A 16,848-nucleotide genomic window follows, 5' to 3' on the forward strand; every position below is an offset into this window, starting at 1 on the left:
CAGTGCGAGTCGATCTGCTGACCAGGGAGTATCCGCCGGAGGTCTACGGCGGAGCGGGTGTCCACGTGTCCGAACTCACCGCCGCGTTGCGGTCGGGAACGGACACGGAAGTCCGTGTCCGGGCCTTCGGGGCCTTCCGTGACGAACCCGATGTGTGGGGCTACCGGACCCCGGACGGGCTCGGCCAGGCGAACGGCGCGCTGCAGGCCCTCGGCACCGACGTGGCCATCGCGGCCGACGTCGAGGGTGCCGACCTCGTGCACTCGCACACCTGGTACGCGAACTCCGCGGGCCGGATCGCGCAGCTCACCTACGGCATCCCCCACATCGTGACCGCCCACAGCCTCGAGCCGCTCCGTCCGTGGAAGGCCGAGCAGCTCGGCGGCGGCTACCGCCTGTCCAGCTGGATGGAGCGCGAGGCGTTCGAACACGCCGACGGCGTCATCGCGGTCTCGAAGGCCATGCGTGCGGACATCCTGCGCTCGTACCCGTCGATCGACCCGGCGAAGGTGCACGTCGTCTACAACGGCATCGACATCGACGCGTGGAAGCCGACCGTCGACGAGGACGCCGTGCGCGCCCTCGGCATCGACCCGACGCGCCCGAGCGTCGTGTTCGTCGGACGGATCACCCGCCAGAAGGGCCTGCCGTACCTGCTCCGCGCCGTGGCGTCGCTGCCGTCGGACGTGCAGATCGTGCTGTGCGCCGGCGCGCCCGACACCCCCGAGATCCTGGCCGAGGTCACCGGGCTCGTCGAGGGCCTCCGCGCGGAGCGTGAAGGCGTCGTCTGGATCGACCGGATGCTCGCGCACCAGGAGATCGTGAACGTGCTGTCCTCGGGCACCGTGTTCGTCTGCCCGTCGGTCTACGAGCCGCTCGGCATCGTGAACCTCGAGGCGATGGCGTGCGGCATCCCCGTCGTCGGCACCGGCACCGGGGGCATCCCCGAGGTCGTCGCCGACGGGCTCACCGGTCGCATCGTCCCGATCGACCAGGTGCAGGACGGCACCGGCACCCCGACCGACCCCGACCGTTTCGTGGCGGACCTCGCTGCGACCCTCACCGAGGTGCTCGCCGACGAGGGGCTGGCGAAGCTCATGGGACGCGCCGGACGGCTCCGTGTCGAGACCGAGTTCACCTGGGACGCGATCGCCACCAGGACACGGCAGGTCTACGACCGGGTGCTCGGCCAGAACCCGTAGGCTGGTCGCATGCCCTCGGTCGTGCGCTTGTCAGACGTCTCCGTGGTCCGCAACGGGGCCACCATCCTCGACGCGATCTCGTGGGAGGTGCAGGACGACGAACGCTGGGTCGTGCTCGGCGCGAACGGTGCCGGCAAGACGACGCTGCTGCAGGTCGCCGGTGCCCAGACGTTCCCGACCTCGGGCGACGTCGAGGTGCTCGGGACCGAACTCGGCGGCGCCGACCTGTTCGAGCTCCGCCCGCGCATCGGCTTCGCGTCGACCGCGCTGGCACGCCGGATCCCGGTGACGGAGAAGGTCATCGACGTCGTGCTCACGGCTGCGTACTCGGTGACGGGGCGCTGGAACGAGGAGTACGAGGAGCTCGACGTCCGCCGTGCGCAGCGCGTGCTCGAGGAGTGGGGCCTGGGGTCCTTCACCGACCGCACGTTCGGCGACCTCAGCGACGGCGAGCAGAAGCGCGTGCAGATCGCGCGTGCCGTGATGACGGACCCGGAGATCCTGTTCCTCGACGAACCGGCCGCGTCGCTCGACCTCGGCGCCCGTGAGAGCCTCGTCCGCACCCTCGGCGGCTACGCACAGAGCGCGGACTCGCCGGCCATCGTCATCGTGACCCACCACGTCGAGGAGATCCCGGCCGGTTTCACCCACGCGCTCGTCCTCGCCGACGGCCACGTGCAGGCCGCCGGCCCCATCGACGAGGTCCTGACGGACCAGACCCTGACCGAGGCGTTCGGCATCGACCTCTCGGTCACCAAGGACGCCGGTCGCTACACGGCACGCGCCGCGTAGCGCTGCGATCCCGCCGTCTCTCTGGTATCGTGGACGGCTGGCGCAAGCCGACGACTTCCCGCGCAGTTCGCGCAATCCCACCACCGCTATCGAGGAATCTCCATGAAGACCGACACCCACCCCGAGTACCGCGCCATCGTCTTCCGCGACCTGGCCTCCGGTGAGACGTTCCTGACGCGTTCGACCGCGAACAGCGACAAGACCATCGAGCTCGACGGTGCGACCTACCCGGTCATCGACGTCGAGATCTCGTCCGCTTCGCACCCGTTCTACACGGGCAAGCAGCGCATCCTCGACTCGGCCGGTCGCGTCGAGAAGTTCAACCAGCGCTTCAAGGGCTTCAGCAAGTAAGCAGCCCCCACGCAACGCCCACGGGCGGTCCTCCTCCGGGAGGGCCGCCCGTTCGCGTTGTGCGGTGTCTCGGGCTGTCCCTGACCCAGGGACGCAAGACACCGGTGTTCGCGCGTCACACCGCGTTCTGCGGGTGTTCGGCGCGCGAACACCGGTGCTTTGCGAGGGGGCAGTGCGGGGTCAGGCGCCGTTGCGGTGCGGCCAGCGGCCGTCGGCGGTGAACGTCGGGTCGCGCTTCTTGCGCATGTAGTCCTGGAACGAGGTGGCCTGTTCGGCGCACCAGCCGACCTGCTTGCGGTGGAGTTCCTCGGCGGAGATGCCGAGCTCGTCCGGGTACTTGCCCGCGATGGCCTGGGCGACACGCCCGGCAGCGATCGCGTCGGCACCGGCGTCGTGCGCATCGTCGAGCGTGACGCCGTAGAGCTCCGACGCGGCCTCGAGCGTGCGCTTGCCCTTGCGGAAGGTGTCGAGTGCCTTGTCGATCACCAGCGGGTCGACGACGTTGCCGATGACGGGGGAGGCGAACCCGTGCCGCTTCGCTTCGCGGTCGAGGACGGTGAGGTCGTAAGGGGCGTTGTAGATCACGAGGGGGATGCCCCGGGCGAACACGGCCTCGATCGCGGCGATGATCTCGGCCACGACCTCGGCCGCGGGACGCCCCTCGGCCTGGGCACGCTCGGTCGTGTAGCCGTGCACGGCGGCGGCACCCTCGGGGATCGGGACGCCGGGGTCGGCGATCCAGGCGCCCTCGACGATGGAGGCCCCGGTCATGTCGATGAGCCCGACGTGGGCGGTGACGATCCGGGCCGTCTCGACGTCGACCCCGGTGGTCTCGAGGTCGAAGACGCCCAGCGCGTGCCACCAGGGCCGACCCGTGAGGTCCTGGGACGGAGCGGGCGCGTCGAGCTGTGCAGTGGGGAACGTCACGCGGTCAGGCTAACGGGACGCACCGACACCCCCGGCTACCGGGTCGGCGCGCCGACGTGGAGCCAGTAGAACGACTGCGTGCCCATGGTCAGCGTGACGTTGCCGTCCTCGTCGAACGACGGGAACGAGCCGCCGCCGAACAGGTCGTAGAGCGGACGCCCCGCGAACTCCGGAGCGGACACCGTGACCGAGGTCGGGTTCGTCGCGAACGAGAACACGCACAGGACGTCCTCGGCGGACGGGCCGAACTGCTGGCCGGAGCCCTCCCACGAGCGAACGAAGGCGAGCACCGAGTCGTTCGAGGTCTCCTGCACGTGCAGGGAGCCGAGGCCGAACACCGGGTGGGCCTTGCGCGTGTGGATGACGTTCCGGACCCAGTGCAGCAGCGAGCGCGACTGGGCGAGCTGCGCCTCGACGTTGACCTGCGCGTAGTTGTACACGAGCGACTGGACGACGGGCAGGTAGAGCTTGCCCGGGTCGGCGGTGGAGAAGCCCGCGTTGCGGTCGGGCGTCCACTGCATCGGCGTGCGCGACGAGTCGCGGTCCGGCAGCCAGATGTTGTCGCCCATCCCGATCTCGTCGCCGTAGTACAGGAACGGCGAACCGGGCAGCGAGAACAGCAGCGCGTGGATGAGCTCGAGCTCGGCGCGGGAGTTGTCGAGCAGGGGCGCGAGGCGACGACGGATACCGATGTTCGAGCGCATCCGCGGGTCGTAGCCGTACCAGCCGTACATCGCCTGCCGGTACTCCTCGCTCACCATCTCGAGCGTGAGCTCGTCGTGGTTGCGGAGGAAGACGCCCCACGCCGCGCTGGCCGGCACGTCGAGGGTCTCGGACAGGATCGCCTTGAGCTCGGCGGCGTGCTGGGCGCGGAGCGAGTAGAAGATGCGCGGCATCACCGGGAAGTCGAACGCCATGTGGCACTCGGGCTCCTCGTCGGTGCCGAAGAACGCCGCCGTCTCGCGCGGCCACTGGTTGGCCTCGGCCAGGAGCACACGGCCGGGGTACTCGTCGTCGACCATCGCGCGGAGCTTCTTGATGAACTCGTGGGTCTCCGGCTCGCCCTCGCCGTTGCCCTCCTCGGACTCGAACAGGTACGGGATCGCGTCGAGCCGGAGTCCGTCGACGCCCATGTCGAGCCAGTGCCGGACGACGTCGTAGATCGCCTCGATGACCGCGGGGTTCTCGAAGTTCAGGTCAGGCTGGTGCGAGAAGAAGCGGTGGAAGAAGAACTGGCGTCGGACCGGGTCGAAGGTCCAGTTGGACTCCTCGGTGTCGACGAAGATGATGCGGATGTTCGAGTAGTCCTCGTCGGTGTCCCGCCAGACGTAGAAGTCGCCGTAGGGGCCGTCCGGGTCCTCGCGGGACTGCTGGAACCACTCGTGCTGATCGCTGGTGTGGTTGATCACCATGTCGATCACGATGCGCATGTTCCGCTCGTGCGACTTCGTGACGAGCTCGCGGAAGTCGTCGAGCGTGCCGAACTCCGGCAGGATCGCGCGGTAGTCGGAGATGTCGTACCCGCCGTCGCGCATCGGCGACTGGAAGAACGGCGGCAGCCACAGGGCGTCCACGCCGAGCCACTGCAGGTAGTCGAGCTTGCCGATCACGCCCTGGATGTCGCCGATGCCGTCTCCGTTGGAGTCGACGAACGACCGGATCATGCACTCGTAGAAGACCGAGCGCTTGTACCACTGCGGGTCGAGCGTCAGGCCGGGCAGCTGGATCGGGGCTGTGAAGGTCACCGTGCTCCTCGTCGTCATCGACGGACCGGTCTTGCGGCCCGCCCCGGACACGATAGGCGCGAGATGCTGCGGGTGTCCGGGGTTTCGTGCGGTTCGCTCCCTAGACTGGCGCGGATGCAACCGCCCGTACTCTCCCCGTACCAGTCGTTGATGGCCGCCACCCCGGTCGTGCACCGCGCCGTCCAGGTCGACGGCCGGACCACGCACTACTGGGTCTACGGGCCCGAGGATGCGGATTGCACCGTGCTCGCCGTGCACGGGTTCCGCGGGGACCACCACGGGCTCGAGACCATCGCCGCGCACCTCGAAGGTGTCCGTGTGGTCGTGCCGGACCTGCCCGGCTTCGGCGTGTCCGATCCGCTGCCGGTGTCCGACGTCGACGCCTACGTGGCCTGGTTGGCCGGGTTCCACGCCGCGCTCGGGCTCGGCCGCGACACCGTCGTGCTCGGGCACTCGTTCGGGTCGATCGTGGTGTCGGCCACCGTCGCCGCCGGGCTCGACACCCGACTGCTCGTGCTCGTGAACCCCATCGCGGCCCCGGCACTGCAGGGTCCGCGTGCCGTCGGGACGGCGATCGCGATCGGGTACTACCGCGCCGGCGCGGTGCTGCCGAAGCCGATCGGGCTCGGGATCCTGCGGAACGGGGCGATCGTCCGGGCGATGAGCATCGCGATGCTGAAGTCGCGCGACCCCGCCGTCCGCCGATGGGTGCACGACCAGCACGACCGGTACTTCTCGGCCTTCGCGAACCGCACGAGCGTGCTCGAGGCGTTCCGCACCTCGATCACCCACGACGTCTCCGAGTACGCCGACCGGATCGAGGTGCCCGTGCTGCTCGTCGCGGCCGAGCACGACGACATCACCGCCGTCCCCGAACAGCGCGCACTCGCCGAGCGTCTGCGTGACGCCGAGCTCGTCGTGATCCCGGGTGTCGGCCACCTCGTCCACTACGAGACGCCGGCTCCGGCCGCGGCGGCGGTGCTCCGCCGGATGGCGGACACGGCCGGACGTGCCGGACGCCAGGGGCGCACGGGACGCGTTGCGGCCGCGGCGGACAGCCGACGGTCGGGGTCGGGGCGGGCCTCCCGGACGGCGGACGCGTCGTGACGCGCCTGCGCATCGGCATCGACTGCCGGTACGTGCGGATCGGTCGGCACGACGGCATCAGCCGGTTCACCGCCGGGGTCGTCGCGCACCTGCCGGACCGGCACGACCACGTACTGCTCGTCAGTGACGAGCGCCAGCTCGAGTCGCTGCCGAGCGACCTGCCGTGGGCGCTGCTGCCCGCGCCGACGGACGCGGGGGAGCCGCTCGTCGCCCGGCGCGTCAACCGGCTCGGGCTCGACGCGGTGTTCTCGCCCATGCAGACGATGGGGTCGCGGGGGCGCCGGTACGCGCTCGTCCTGACGCTGCACGACCTCATCTACTACCGCAACCGCACGCCGCCGCGGGAGTTCTCGTGGCCGCTGCGGCTCGGCTGGCGGGCGTTCCACCTGTCGTGGGCGCCGCAGCGGTTCCTGCTGAACGGCGCCGACGGGGTGGTGACGGTGTCGGAGACGACCGCCGGGCTGATCGCCGAGCACCGGCTGACGCGCCGACCCGTGACCGTTGCCCACAACGCGGCCGATCCGGTGACACCGCGGTCGACCGGAGCGCCACGGCAACGCTCGCTCGTCTACATGGGCTCGTTCATGCCGTACAAGAACGTGGAGACCCTGGCGGCGGCGCTGCCGCTCCTCGGGGCGGACTGGACGCTGCACTGCATGTCGCGGGTGTCCGACGCCGACCGGGCACGGCTCGAGGCGCTGGCTCCTGCGGGATCGATCGTGTTCCACGACGGCGCCACCGACGAGGAGTACCTGTCCGCGCTCCGTTCGGCCACGGCACTGGCGACCGCGTCGTACGACGAGGGGTTCGGCATCCCGCTCGTCGAGGCGATGGGCGTCGGGACCCCGGTCGTCGTCAGTGACATCCCGATCTTCCGGGAGATCGGCGGCTCCGCTGCGGAGTACTTCGACCCGGCGTCGCCGTCCGCCGTCGCTGCGGCTGTCCGGCGGGTCGAGGAACGGTGGGACGAGGCCTCGCGGCAGTCGATCGAGCGTGCCGGCCGGTTCCGGTGGCAGGACTCGGCGGAGCGGGTCGTCCGGGCCGTCGAGCGGGCTGTGGGGGACCGGCGGGGCTGAGGGCCGGCGCGGACCGGGGTCGCGTCGGGCGTGCCACTCCATGGCCTCGACGGCGCGACCACCGCACCGTCACTCCGGCGCGATCACCTGCACGTCCGCCCCGGGGAACACCTTCTGCGTCTCCTCGGTGACCCGCGCAACGATCGGCGGCACCGCTGCACCCCGACCCGGGGTCCGCACGACGATCGACTGGTCGCGTGCGGAGTCGGACGGATCCCCGCCACGCTCCCACGAGCAGCGGACCTCCGTCACACCGCCGATGTGGTCGAGCGTGTCCGCCAGCGCCAGGCGCTTCGCCGCGACCGCACCGGCGCCGGTGACGCCGATCTGCAGGGTGCCGAGGTCGGCGACCGCGACGACGCGGACGCCGTTGCCGCCGGACTCGTCTGCTGCGCGGCTGATGGCGGCGACCAGGTCACGCCGGGCAACGGGGTCGAGCGCGGGATCCGCACGGACCGTCGCGATGGCGTCGTAGCTCGCGAACGCGGTCTTGGACGGGGCGTGGTGCCGCACGTCGGTGACGCCGGGCAGGGCACGCACGCGCGTGTCGAACCGGTCGAGCGCCACGTCCGGGCGTGGGAAGACCCCGCCGATGCCGTTCTGGACGCTGCCGATGATCGTGCCGAGCACCACCGCGATGACGGCGGCGACCGCCAGGACACTCCCGCCGATGATGAACCAGGTGCGGGCCCGGGTGCGGGTGGGGACGCTCGAAGTCTCGGGGCCGAAGACACGGTCGAGGTCGTCGTCCTGCGGGTCGAGGGCACGCTGACCGTGTCGGTCGGTTCCGTCGTCGGACATGTGGCTCCCCTCACCCGGTGTGCGGGTGCGTCGGAGCCTAGTCCCCGGTCAGCCCCTGCGCTCCAAGGGGTTCTGGTACTCGAACGCCGACCCTCCGGCCGCGTCGGACACGTCGTCGATCGGGTCGTCGAAGCGGACGAGTTCGGCGTGGAGGCGCTCGGGATTCCACCGGAACGAGTGGATGGACCCGTTCCGGATCGGGGTGTGGCGGCGGTCGGCGGTACCGGGGGCGGCGGCGTTCACGACACTGCGGATCACCGCGCCGTGGGTCGCGACCACCACGACGCCCCCGTCGAACCGGACCGCGATCTCGCCGAGGGTCTCGGTGACGCGGGCGAGCAGCGCCGAGCGGGATTCCCGACCGGGGATGTCGTCGTGCGGGTACCGTGCCGACACCTCGTCGTCGGTCAGGCCCTCGGCCTCGCCGTAGGAGCGCTCGGCCAGGCCCGGGTACGCCGTCGGCGCGTCGAGTGCCAGGCGATCCGCGATGATCGCGCCCGTCTCGGCCGCTCGGGACAGCGGTGAGGCGACGACCGCGTCGAACGGTCGGCGGGTCAGGAGCTCGGCGGCCTCGGCGGCCTGCCGTCGTCCGGTTTCGTTGAGCGGGATGTCGGTGGAGCCCTGGATGCGGCGCTGCGCGTTCCAGTCGGTCTCGCCGTGTCGGACGAGGTACAGGAGGGTCGTCACCCGACGATCTTCGCAGACGCGCCCGGCAGGCCCGTCCGGCGACAGCGGGAGGTCAGTCGGCCGATGCCGCCGCACTGAGTCGCTCCGCCAGCTGCACGAGCGTCTCGGTGGTACCGGCATCGAGCTTCACGGCCGCACGGCGGTCACTGCGGGTCTCGCCGCGGTTCACGATGACCACGGGGTTCTTGCGACGTGCAGCGTGGTCGACCAGCCGCACGCCCGAGTTCACGGTGAGGGACGATCCGACGACGAGGAGCGCGTCGGCGTCGGCGACGATCGACACGGCCTCGCGGAACTTCTCGGCCGGCACGAACTCGCCGAAGAAGACGACGTCGGGCTTCAGGTCGCCGCCGCACACCGTGCACGCGGGCACGACGAACCGTTCGACGTCGGTGATCTCGACGTCGCCGTCCGGCTGCAGCTGCACGGTTCCGGGCTCGTCGATCCACGGGTTCTCGCGGTCGATGGTGGCGGCGAGATCGGAGCGGGAGAACACCTGGCCGCACCGCAGGCAGACGGCACGGTCCATCGAGCCGTGGATCTCGACGACGCGGCGGGACCCGGCGCGCAGGTGCAGGCCGTCGACGTTCTGCGTGATCACCCCGGCGACGATCCCGGCGTCCTCGAGTGCGGCGAGCGCCCTGTGTCCGTCGTTCGGCACGGCGGCCGCGAAGCTCCGCCAGCCGAGGTGCGATCCGGCCCAGTAGCGCTGGCGCTTCGCGGGGTCGGCCAGGAACTCCTGGAACGTCATCGGCTTGCGCACCACCCGCCCGGCACCGCGGTAGTCGGGGATGCCGGAGTCGGTGCTCAGACCGGCACCGGAGAGCACGGCGATCCGCTTGCCCGCGAGCACCTCGACGACGCGGTCCAGGTCGTCGGCGGTCACCGACCCGGTGGCCGCCCCGGTGGTCGGTCCGGTCGTCGACGCAGCATCATCCAGCACCCTGTTCACGGTACCCTCAACACCCGACCGTCCCGGTCGCTTCCCAGGGTGAGCGCACCCGCGGCGGACCGCCCGGCGGCAGCCCGGACCGGTCCGTCGGCAGCCCGGAACCGCGCCGGCCACGGCCCGCCGGACCCACGCGCCGCCCCCCGCACCAGACCGAAACGAGCCCCGTGCACCCCGTCCGCATCGACTCCCTCGACGATCCCCGCCTCGACGACTTCGCGCGTCTGACCGACGTGGCGCTCCGCCGGGTCTCGGAGCCCGAGGGCGGCCTGTACATCGCCGAGTCGAACACGGTCATCGAGCGTGCGGTCCGCGCCGGGCACGTGCCGCGGAGCATCCTGGTGCAGGAGAAGTGGCTCGACAGTGTCCTGCCCCTGGTCGCGGAGCACGACGGCCCCGTCTTCGTCGGCGCCGACGCCCTGCTCGAGGAGCTCACCGGCTTCCGGATGCACCGCGGCGCGATCGCCGCGATGCAGCGTCCCGAGCTGCCGAGCGTCGCCGACGTGGTGCGGGACGCGAAGGTCGTCGTCGTGCTCGAGGACATCGTCGACCACACGAACGTCGGCGCGGTGTTCCGCAGCGTCGCCGGTCTCGGTGCCGACGCGGTGCTCGTCAGTCCTCGCTGCGCCGACCCGCTCTACCGCCGGAGCGTCCGCGTGAGCATGGGCACGGTCCTGCAGGTGCCGTGGACCCGCATCGGCGACTGGCCCGCGGCGGGCGAGGAACTCCGCGCGCAGGGCTTCCACCTGGCGGCGATGGCACTGACCGACGATTCAGTCGACCTCGACGCCTTCGTGGCGGACCTACCCGACAAGGTCGCGCTCGTGATGGGCACCGAGGGGCAGGGGCTGACGCCGGCCGCGATCGCGTCGGCCGACACGACCGTCCGGATCCCGATGGCGCACGGCGTCGACTCGCTCAACGTGGCCGCGGCGAGCGCCGTCGGTCTGTGGGCGGTCACCCACGCCCGGCGGCTCGCCTCCTAGCGCACCACCGAGACGGTCGGGAGGCCCGGGGCGGCCTGGTCGGGCAGCATGCGCCCGGCGCGGATCACCAGGGCTCGGTCGGTGGCCGGCCCGCCGACCAGGCAGACGCCGACGGGCGCGCCGTCCACGGTCAGCGCCGGTGCGCTCACCGCGGGTAGGCCGCCGACACTCGCGAGCGCGGTCATCGCCGTGGTGGTGGTCCGGGTGCGCTCGAGCGCCGCGGTGTCCGCGTGGAGCAGGGGTGCGGGTCCGGGGGCGGTCGGGAACAGCAGCGTCCGACCGGTGAGGGCACGGCGGATCGTCGCACGGACCTCGTCGAGGCGTGCCACGGCGTCGGCGGTCGTGCCGGGATCGTCCGCCCGTGCCGCGCGGAACCGGTCACCGACGACGGTGCTCAGGGCACCGGGGTGCGCGTCGATCCAGGGACCGTGGGCGGCGAGCGCCTCGGCGGCCTGGACGAGACGCATCTGGTGCTGCAGTGCTGCCGGGTCCGGGATGCCGAGGTCGCGCAGCCGGACGGTCGCGACGGGTTCGTCGAGCGTCTCGACGAAGGCGGCGAAGGCCCGGGCGACGTCCGGTTCGACGAGTGCGACGAGTTCCTCCGGGACGACGAGCGCTGTCGTGTCGGGCGACCCTGTCGGCGCGGGCGGTGGCGGCACGGTGGCGTCGAGGGCGGCGAGCAGCACTCCGGGGCTCCGCGTGAGCCATCCCACGGTGTCGAACGACGGCGCGAGCGGGAGTAGCCCGTCGCGGGAGACCGTGCCGTGCGTCGTCCGGAGGCCCCAGAGTCCCTGGTACGAGGCGGGGACCCGGACCGATCCCGCGGTGTCCGTGCCGATCCCGATCTCGGCCGTGCCGAGGCCGACGGCCGACGCGGATCCGCTGGACGAGCCTCCAGGCAGTCGGGTGGGAGCCGCGCTGTTCGGCGGCGTGCCGTGGTGTGCGTTCCGGCCCGTCAGGTTGTAGGCGAACTCGTCGGTGCGTGCGATCCCACGGATCGAGGCGCCGGCGGCGAGGAGCGCGGCGACCGCTGCGGCGGGCGCGGTCTCGACGGGGGCCTCGCGCAGGTACGTCGGGTTGCCCGCGCCGACGGGCTGGCCGGGGACGGCGTAGAGGTCCTTGACGGCGACGGTCAGGCCGTCGAGCGGTCCGGAGGCGGTGGGGGCGACGAGCGGGTCGCCGACGGCCCGCCAGACGGTGGTGTCGACGGCCTCGGGACGGCCGGTGACGTGGGCCGCCTCGATGCGCCAGTGGGGGCCGGCGCTGCTGGTGGCGCCGTCGCCGGTGCCGGCGTCGTCGGTCCCGCGTTCGGTGCTGTCGCCGTCGCGGCGCCAGAGCTGGGTCTGGAGGCCCTGCCCACCCGCGGCGAACCGGGACACCGACACGACGAGGGCGCGGTCCTCGGTCAGGGGGCGGACCTCGACGTGCGTCAGCGACCGGGTCGCGACCCCACCCCGTGCCCCGCGGAACGCGCTGATCGCGTCGTGCCCGACGAGCAGGCCACGGTCGTCGCCGCGCATCGTGTCGGGGGAGTCGACGAAGGCGGCATCGAGGGCGTCGAGGTCGTTCGCCAGCAGGGCGGTCTCGTAGGCGTGGAGCGCCTCGAGCAGGCCTTCGGGCGCGGGCGACGCCGCGGGCGTGGTCATCGGGCGGGCTCCTCGAAGTCGGCCTTCCGGATGCGGGCGTGGACCCCGGTGACCAGGTCCACCACCTGCGAGATGTTGAAGTCGGTCGCGGCCGACAGGTACGCGTACGCCAGGTGGCGTTCCATGCCCCAGCGCGCGCCGAGGATCGCGACGGCGTGCCGGACGCACTGCCGGACGGCCTCGTCGAGGTCCGGGTCCATGCCGGTGGGCACGAGGAACTCCTGTGTCTCGGCGACGGGCCAGACCAGGTCCCCGAAGCGCGCGGCGGCCTCGGCGGCCGGGGTCAGGTCGAAGCGGATCGTCGCGCGGAGCGAGGCCTCCATCGCGGTGAGTGCCACCTCGCCGTCGCCCTGGGCGAAGTGCGGGTCGCCGACGTGGGCGAGCGCGCCGGGGACGAGCACCGGCAGGTGCAGCTGGGACCCGGCCTGCAGCAGGTTGACGTCGATGTTGCCGCCGTGGCGACCGGGTGGGACGGAGTGCAGCCGCTCCCCGGGGGTGGCGACGCCCATGATCCCGAGGAACGGGGCGAGGGGGAAGTGCGCGAAGCGGTCGCCGGCGGGGGTGAGCGGGATGCGGCCCCGCCGGCCCTGGTCGGTGTCCACGACGTCGGCGAAGACGCTCACCGTCGTGCCGTCGACCGGGAACTCACCGTGCAGGGCGCCGCGGCCGTGCCGGTTCGACACGACGCCGTAGTGCACCCGGGGCAGGGTCTCGAGGACCGTCATCGTCAGCACGTCACCGGGACGGGCACCGCGCACCGCGATCGGCCCGGACACCACGTGCGGTCCGTCCGCCGCGGGGTCGCGGTGACCGGAGCGGGCGATCGCGACGGCGTCGGCGAGGACGTGCTCCGGAGCGACGCCGTGCTCGCCGAACCAGCCGACGGGGTCGCTGCCCTGGTCGGGGAGGAGCCCCTCGTGACTGACGGTGTCGATGGTGACCGACTCGCCGGGGCCGATCGTCAGGGCCGGGGTGTCACCGTCGCTCGGCAGTCGGCCCCAGAGGACGGTCTCCGGGTCGACGGGCAGGGAGTGGTCACCGCGGACGGGTCCGGCGCCGGGCTGCAGGGTCACCACCGCGGGGGCGGTGGTCTCGCGTGTGGTGGTCATCGTTCCGTCCTCCGTTCGACCAGGTGGGCCACGTCGGCGAGGTGGTCGGCCATCGCCCGCGTCGCGCCCGCGACGTCGTGCTCCCGGATCCGCTCGAGGATCCGCTCGTGCCACTCGAACGACGACCGGCGCCCCTCGCTGGTGCTGTGCGAGCGCGCACGGACGTCCTGCACCCAACCGCTGCTGAGCTCGCACAGGGACACGAGCAGGGGGTTCCCCGAGGTGCGGGCGACCTGCACGTGGAAGGCGACGTCCTGGGCGAGCGACTCCTCCGGGCTCAGGCCCGCGTGCGTCGCGGCGAGGATGCGTTCCAGGGTGAGCAGGTCGGCCTCCCCCGCCCGTGCCGCCGCGAGTCCGGCGACCTGCGGCTCCACGACGGTCCGGAACTCGGCGACGTGCTCGGCCCGGTGGTCCAGGTCGTCGCGGTGGTGGTCGAGCAGGGCGGACGCCTCCTCTGGCCGCGGCAGCACGACGGTGCCACGACCAGGGGTCCGGGAGACCAGGCGACGGCGCTCGAGCTCCTGCAGTGCCTCGCGGATGGTCGTGCGGGACACGGCGAGGTCCTCGGCGAGGGTGCGTTCCGGCGGCAGCTTGTCGCCGGGCTGCAGGTCGTCGAGCACGAGCGTGCCGAGGTGGGCGGCAGTCGCCGCGCTCAGGGTCCGTCCACGGTGCATGCCCTCGACGGTAGGGCCGGTTGGTCTGCTTGGTCGATTGGTACGACCATCTTTTACACGGCCGTCACACGCGGCGTCGCGCTCCGGACCCCGCCAGCCCGACCACCCAGGCTCCCGCTCCGGCACGCCAGCCCGACCAGCCCGTCGCAGCCTCGGCCGAGGAGCGGACCGGTACGCTCGGGTCCCGTGTCACGAGTCGTCCGCCGCCCCCGCTCCGCCGTCCGGAGGCCGGTCACGATCTCGGTGGTCGCCGTCCTGCTCCTGGTGGCCGGTTACCTCGTCGCCGCGGCCGTCGTGCCGTTCGGCCCGGCGAGCGCCAGCACCACCACCTACTCGGCACCGAAGACGACCGTCCCGGCGCTGAGCTTCCCGGGGTACGGCGCGACGGCGGTCGAGGCGACCGACTTCCCGGAGAGCCTGCGCACCAGCGGCGACACGAAGCCCCGGTCGATCGCGAGCATCACGAAGGTCGTCACGGCGCTCGTGGTGCTCGACGAGAAACCCATGGCCGCGGGGGAGTCCGGTCCGTCCATCCGCTTCACGAAGCAGATGGAGGGTCTGTACGCCAAGTACGCGGCGCAGAACGGCGAGGTGGCCCCGATGCCGGCCGGCCTGGAGCTCACCGAGCACCAGACGTTCCAGGTGATGCTCATGAAGTCGGCGAACAACTACGCCGGCGCGCTCGCCATCTGGGCCTTCGGCTCGATCGCCGCCTACGAGCACGCGGCGAACGACTGGCTCGACGAACACGGCCTGGACGACACCACGATCCACGAGCCGACCGGCCTCGACCCGGACAACACCTCGACCGCCACCGACCTGGTCGAGCTCGGGCAGCTCGCGCTGGCGAACCCGGTCGTGAAGGACATCGTCGGTACCCAGGACGTCACGATCCCGACGGTCGGCGAGATCGAGAACTCGAACAAGCTCCTCGGGCTCGACGGCATCGAGGGGATCAAGACCGGGACCCTCGACGAAGCCGGCGCCTGTCTGCTGTTCGCGGCGACGTACGAGCGCGGCGGCAGGGACGTCACCGTCGTCGGCGTGATGCTCGGCGGTGTCGACCACGACTCCCTCGACGTCGACGTGCAGCGGTTGCTGCGGTCCGTGGCGGACAACTTCCAGGTGGTCACCCTCACCCACCAGGGCCAGACCTTCGGCACCTTCTCAACCCCGTGGCAGGACGAGGCCGACGCGGTCACGACGAAGGCCGCCGAGGTGCTCGTGTGGGGCAAGACGACCGTCACCGCGAAGGCGAAGCTCGAGCAGGTGACCTTCGGTACGAAGGGTGAGCGGGTCGGGCAGGTGCGGTTCCGCATCTCCGACCACGACCCGGTCACGGTGCCGCTCGTGCTCGAACGCACGATCGACGACCCCGGCGTCTGGTGGCGCTGGACGAACCCGTTCCAGGGGGCATGACGCCCGTCGGTCGCCGACCGTAGAGTCGGTCGGGTGACGACGATGACGACGTTCCCCCGGACCACCCCCGCCGCCCTCGGCATCGACCCCGGCGGCGTGACCGCCCTGCTCGACGCCCTCGAGTCCACCCCCGACGTGGAGCCGCACAGCATCATGCTGCTCCGGCACGGCCAGGTCGCGGCCGAGGGCTGGTGGCAGCCGTACGCCGCCGACCGCGTGCACCTGCTCTACTCGCTGAGCAAGAGCTTCACCGCCGCCGGGGTCGGCATCGCCGTCGGGGCGGGCCTGATCGACCTCGACGCCACCGTGCTGTCGTACTTCCCGGAGCTCGACGCCGACGTCACGGACGAACGCAGCCGCCGCATCCGTGTCCGGCACCTGCTCGCGATGGCGAGCGGCCACCGCGAGGAGACGATCGACCGCGCCCAGGACCTCGACCCGACGAACACGGTGCGCGGGTTCCTGCTGCTCCCGCCGGACGAGGAACCCGGCACGGTCTTCGCCTACAACCAGCCGTGCACGTACACCCTCGCCGAGATCGTCCGGCGGGTGACCGGCGGGTCCCTCGTCGCGTGGCTCCGCCCGCACCTGCTCGACCCACTCGGCATCGACGACCTCGCCTGGCGCCGCGACGACACCGGCGCAGAGCTCGGGTACAGCGGGTGCTATGCGCCGACGGACGCGGTCGCCAAGCTCGGCCAGCTGTACCTGCAGGGCGGCGTGTGGGACGGCGAGCGGATCCTCGACGTCGACTGGGTCGAGCAGGCCACCAGCACGCAGGTCGCCAACCCGGACGAGCCCAACCCCGACTGGTCCCAGGGCTACGGCTTCCAGTTCTGGATGGCCCGCCACGGCTTCCGCGGCGACGGCGCCTACGGTCAGTTCTGCGTCGTCCTGCCGGAGCAGGACGTCGTGCTCGCGATGACCGGCCAGAGCCTCGACATGCAGGCGGTCCTCGATGCGGTCTGGCGGCACCTGCTGCCCGCCGTCGACCGCGCGTCCGACGCGGCCTCGGCACCCGCCCTGGAGGCCCGGCTCGCCTCCCTGGGACTGCCCGCCGTCGACGGTGGTCCGCTGCAGGGCCTCGCCGACGTCGGTCCGCTGGCCCGTGACGGCGTCGGGTGGCGGCTCACGCTCGACGTCGACGGCGGCACCCTGTCGGTGCCGGTCGGGCAGGGGGAGTGGGCCGTCGCGGGGCCGCTCGCCGCGAGCGGCGCCGTCGAGGACGACGGGACGGTCCGCGTCGACGTGCGGTTCGTCGAGACCCCGCACCTGGCGCACGTGCGGATCGACCCGACGACGGGATCGACGACGACGAGCTGGCAGACCGAGCCGCTGCACGACGGACCGCTCACCCTGCGGCGCCCCGCCGACTGA

General features: G+C 72.1%; 16 protein-coding genes. 8 read left to right on the top strand and 8 right to left on the bottom strand.

The annotated features are described in order from the left end of the window. The first annotated feature begins 2 nt into the window (after positions 1-2). The 3 genes from glgA to Q9R26_RS07600 all read left to right on the top strand — a co-directional run bounded on the left by glgA (position 3) and on the right by Q9R26_RS07600 (position 2,345). Positions 3-1,202: a glycogen synthase gene (gene glgA, locus Q9R26_RS07590; protein WP_311226930.1), complete on the top strand. Its 1,200-nt coding sequence runs from the start codon at positions 3-5 to the stop codon at positions 1,200-1,202. A 9-nt stretch (positions 1,203-1,211) separates the two neighbouring features. Continuing rightward, the gene (locus tag Q9R26_RS07595) at positions 1,212-1,994 is read left to right on the top strand and encodes an ABC transporter ATP-binding protein (protein ID WP_017887279.1); all 783 of its coding nucleotides are present in this window, start codon (positions 1,212-1,214) and stop codon (positions 1,992-1,994) included. A gap of 102 nt (positions 1,995-2,096) precedes the next feature. Further along, complete coding sequence (locus Q9R26_RS07600; protein WP_017887280.1) at positions 2,097-2,345, top strand: type B 50S ribosomal protein L31; 249 nt, start codon at positions 2,097-2,099, stop codon at positions 2,343-2,345. A 180-nt stretch (positions 2,346-2,525) separates the two neighbouring features. Here the strand turns inward: Q9R26_RS07600 and Q9R26_RS07605 are convergent, their stop codons facing one another. Together Q9R26_RS07605 and treS are read right to left on the bottom strand one after the other, a co-directional pair. Then, positions 2,526-3,272, bottom strand: coding sequence for a 3'-5' exonuclease (locus Q9R26_RS07605; protein WP_111223637.1), 747 nt, complete (start codon positions 3,270-3,272; stop codon positions 2,526-2,528). A 35-nt stretch (positions 3,273-3,307) separates the two neighbouring features. Next, on the bottom strand, positions 3,308-5,017 hold the full coding sequence (gene treS, locus Q9R26_RS07610; RefSeq protein ID WP_182065064.1) for a maltose alpha-D-glucosyltransferase: 1,710 nt from the start codon (positions 5,015-5,017) through the stop codon (positions 3,308-3,310). Positions 5,018-5,131: 114 nt separating this feature from the next. Here treS and Q9R26_RS07615 point away from each other — a divergent pair, with 114 nt between their 5' ends. Together Q9R26_RS07615 and Q9R26_RS07620 are read left to right on the top strand one after the other, a co-directional pair. Next, positions 5,132-6,124 (top strand): alpha/beta hydrolase, encoded by a 993-nt coding sequence (locus Q9R26_RS07615; protein ID WP_311226931.1) that lies wholly within the window; start codon positions 5,132-5,134, stop codon positions 6,122-6,124. Positions 6,125-6,129: 5 nt separating this feature from the next. Beyond that, on the top strand, positions 6,130-7,200 hold the full coding sequence (locus Q9R26_RS07620) for a glycosyltransferase family 1 protein (RefSeq protein WP_311227125.1): 1,071 nt from the start codon (positions 6,130-6,132) through the stop codon (positions 7,198-7,200). 69 nt (positions 7,201-7,269) lie between these two features. On the opposite strand, the gene Q9R26_RS07625 is transcribed toward Q9R26_RS07620, so the two are convergent. From Q9R26_RS07625 to Q9R26_RS07635, 3 genes are read right to left on the bottom strand one after another with little or no spacing between them, the layout of a single operon-like run. Further along, positions 7,270-8,001, bottom strand: a complete 732-nt coding sequence (locus Q9R26_RS07625; RefSeq protein WP_311226932.1) for a hypothetical protein — start codon at positions 7,999-8,001, stop codon at positions 7,270-7,272. A 48-nt stretch (positions 8,002-8,049) separates the two neighbouring features. Further along, positions 8,050-8,688 carry a histidine phosphatase family protein gene (locus Q9R26_RS07630; RefSeq protein WP_311226933.1) on the bottom strand — a complete coding sequence of 213 codons (639 nt, stop codon included), beginning with the start codon at positions 8,686-8,688 and terminating at the stop codon, positions 8,050-8,052. A 52-nt stretch (positions 8,689-8,740) separates the two neighbouring features. Continuing rightward, positions 8,741-9,574 (bottom strand): Sir2 family NAD-dependent protein deacetylase, encoded by an 834-nt coding sequence (locus Q9R26_RS07635; RefSeq protein WP_311227126.1) that lies wholly within the window; start codon positions 9,572-9,574, stop codon positions 8,741-8,743. 230 nt (positions 9,575-9,804) lie between these two features. On the opposite strand from Q9R26_RS07635, the gene Q9R26_RS07640 reads away from it, so the two are divergent. Beyond that, positions 9,805-10,623: an RNA methyltransferase gene (locus tag Q9R26_RS07640; protein WP_182065061.1), complete on the top strand. Its 819-nt coding sequence runs from the start codon at positions 9,805-9,807 to the stop codon at positions 10,621-10,623. Here Q9R26_RS07640 and Q9R26_RS07645 read toward each other — a convergent pair. From Q9R26_RS07645 to Q9R26_RS07655, 3 genes are read right to left on the bottom strand one after another with little or no spacing between them, the layout of a single operon-like run. Then, positions 10,620-12,269: an AtzH-like domain-containing protein gene (locus Q9R26_RS07645; protein WP_311226934.1), complete on the bottom strand. Its 1,650-nt coding sequence runs from the start codon at positions 12,267-12,269 to the stop codon at positions 10,620-10,622. The genes Q9R26_RS07640 and Q9R26_RS07645 overlap by 4 nt on opposite strands. Further along, positions 12,266-13,378, bottom strand: coding sequence for an acetamidase/formamidase family protein (locus Q9R26_RS07650; protein ID WP_311226935.1), 1,113 nt, complete (start codon positions 13,376-13,378; stop codon positions 12,266-12,268). The genes Q9R26_RS07645 and Q9R26_RS07650 overlap by 4 nt, the downstream gene beginning before the upstream one ends. Beyond that, positions 13,375-14,052, bottom strand: coding sequence for a FadR/GntR family transcriptional regulator (locus tag Q9R26_RS07655; RefSeq protein ID WP_110864527.1), 678 nt, complete (start codon positions 14,050-14,052; stop codon positions 13,375-13,377). Before Q9R26_RS07655 ends, Q9R26_RS07650 begins: the two co-directional genes overlap by 4 nt. A gap of 186 nt (positions 14,053-14,238) precedes the next feature. On the opposite strand from Q9R26_RS07655, the gene Q9R26_RS07660 reads away from it, so the two are divergent. Together Q9R26_RS07660 and Q9R26_RS07665 are read left to right on the top strand one after the other, a co-directional pair. Further along, positions 14,239-15,471, top strand: coding sequence for a D-alanyl-D-alanine carboxypeptidase (locus tag Q9R26_RS07660; RefSeq protein ID WP_311226936.1), 1,233 nt, complete (start codon positions 14,239-14,241; stop codon positions 15,469-15,471). 42 nt (positions 15,472-15,513) lie between these two features. Beyond that, positions 15,514-16,848 carry a serine hydrolase domain-containing protein gene (locus Q9R26_RS07665; RefSeq protein ID WP_311227127.1) on the top strand — a complete coding sequence of 445 codons (1,335 nt, stop codon included), beginning with the start codon at positions 15,514-15,516 and terminating at the stop codon, positions 16,846-16,848.

Origin of the sequence: Curtobacterium sp. BRB10 (genome assembly GCF_031844325.1) — a bacterium.
GTDB classification, from domain to species: Bacteria; Actinomycetota; Actinomycetes; order Actinomycetales; family Microbacteriaceae; genus Curtobacterium; species Curtobacterium poinsettiae_A.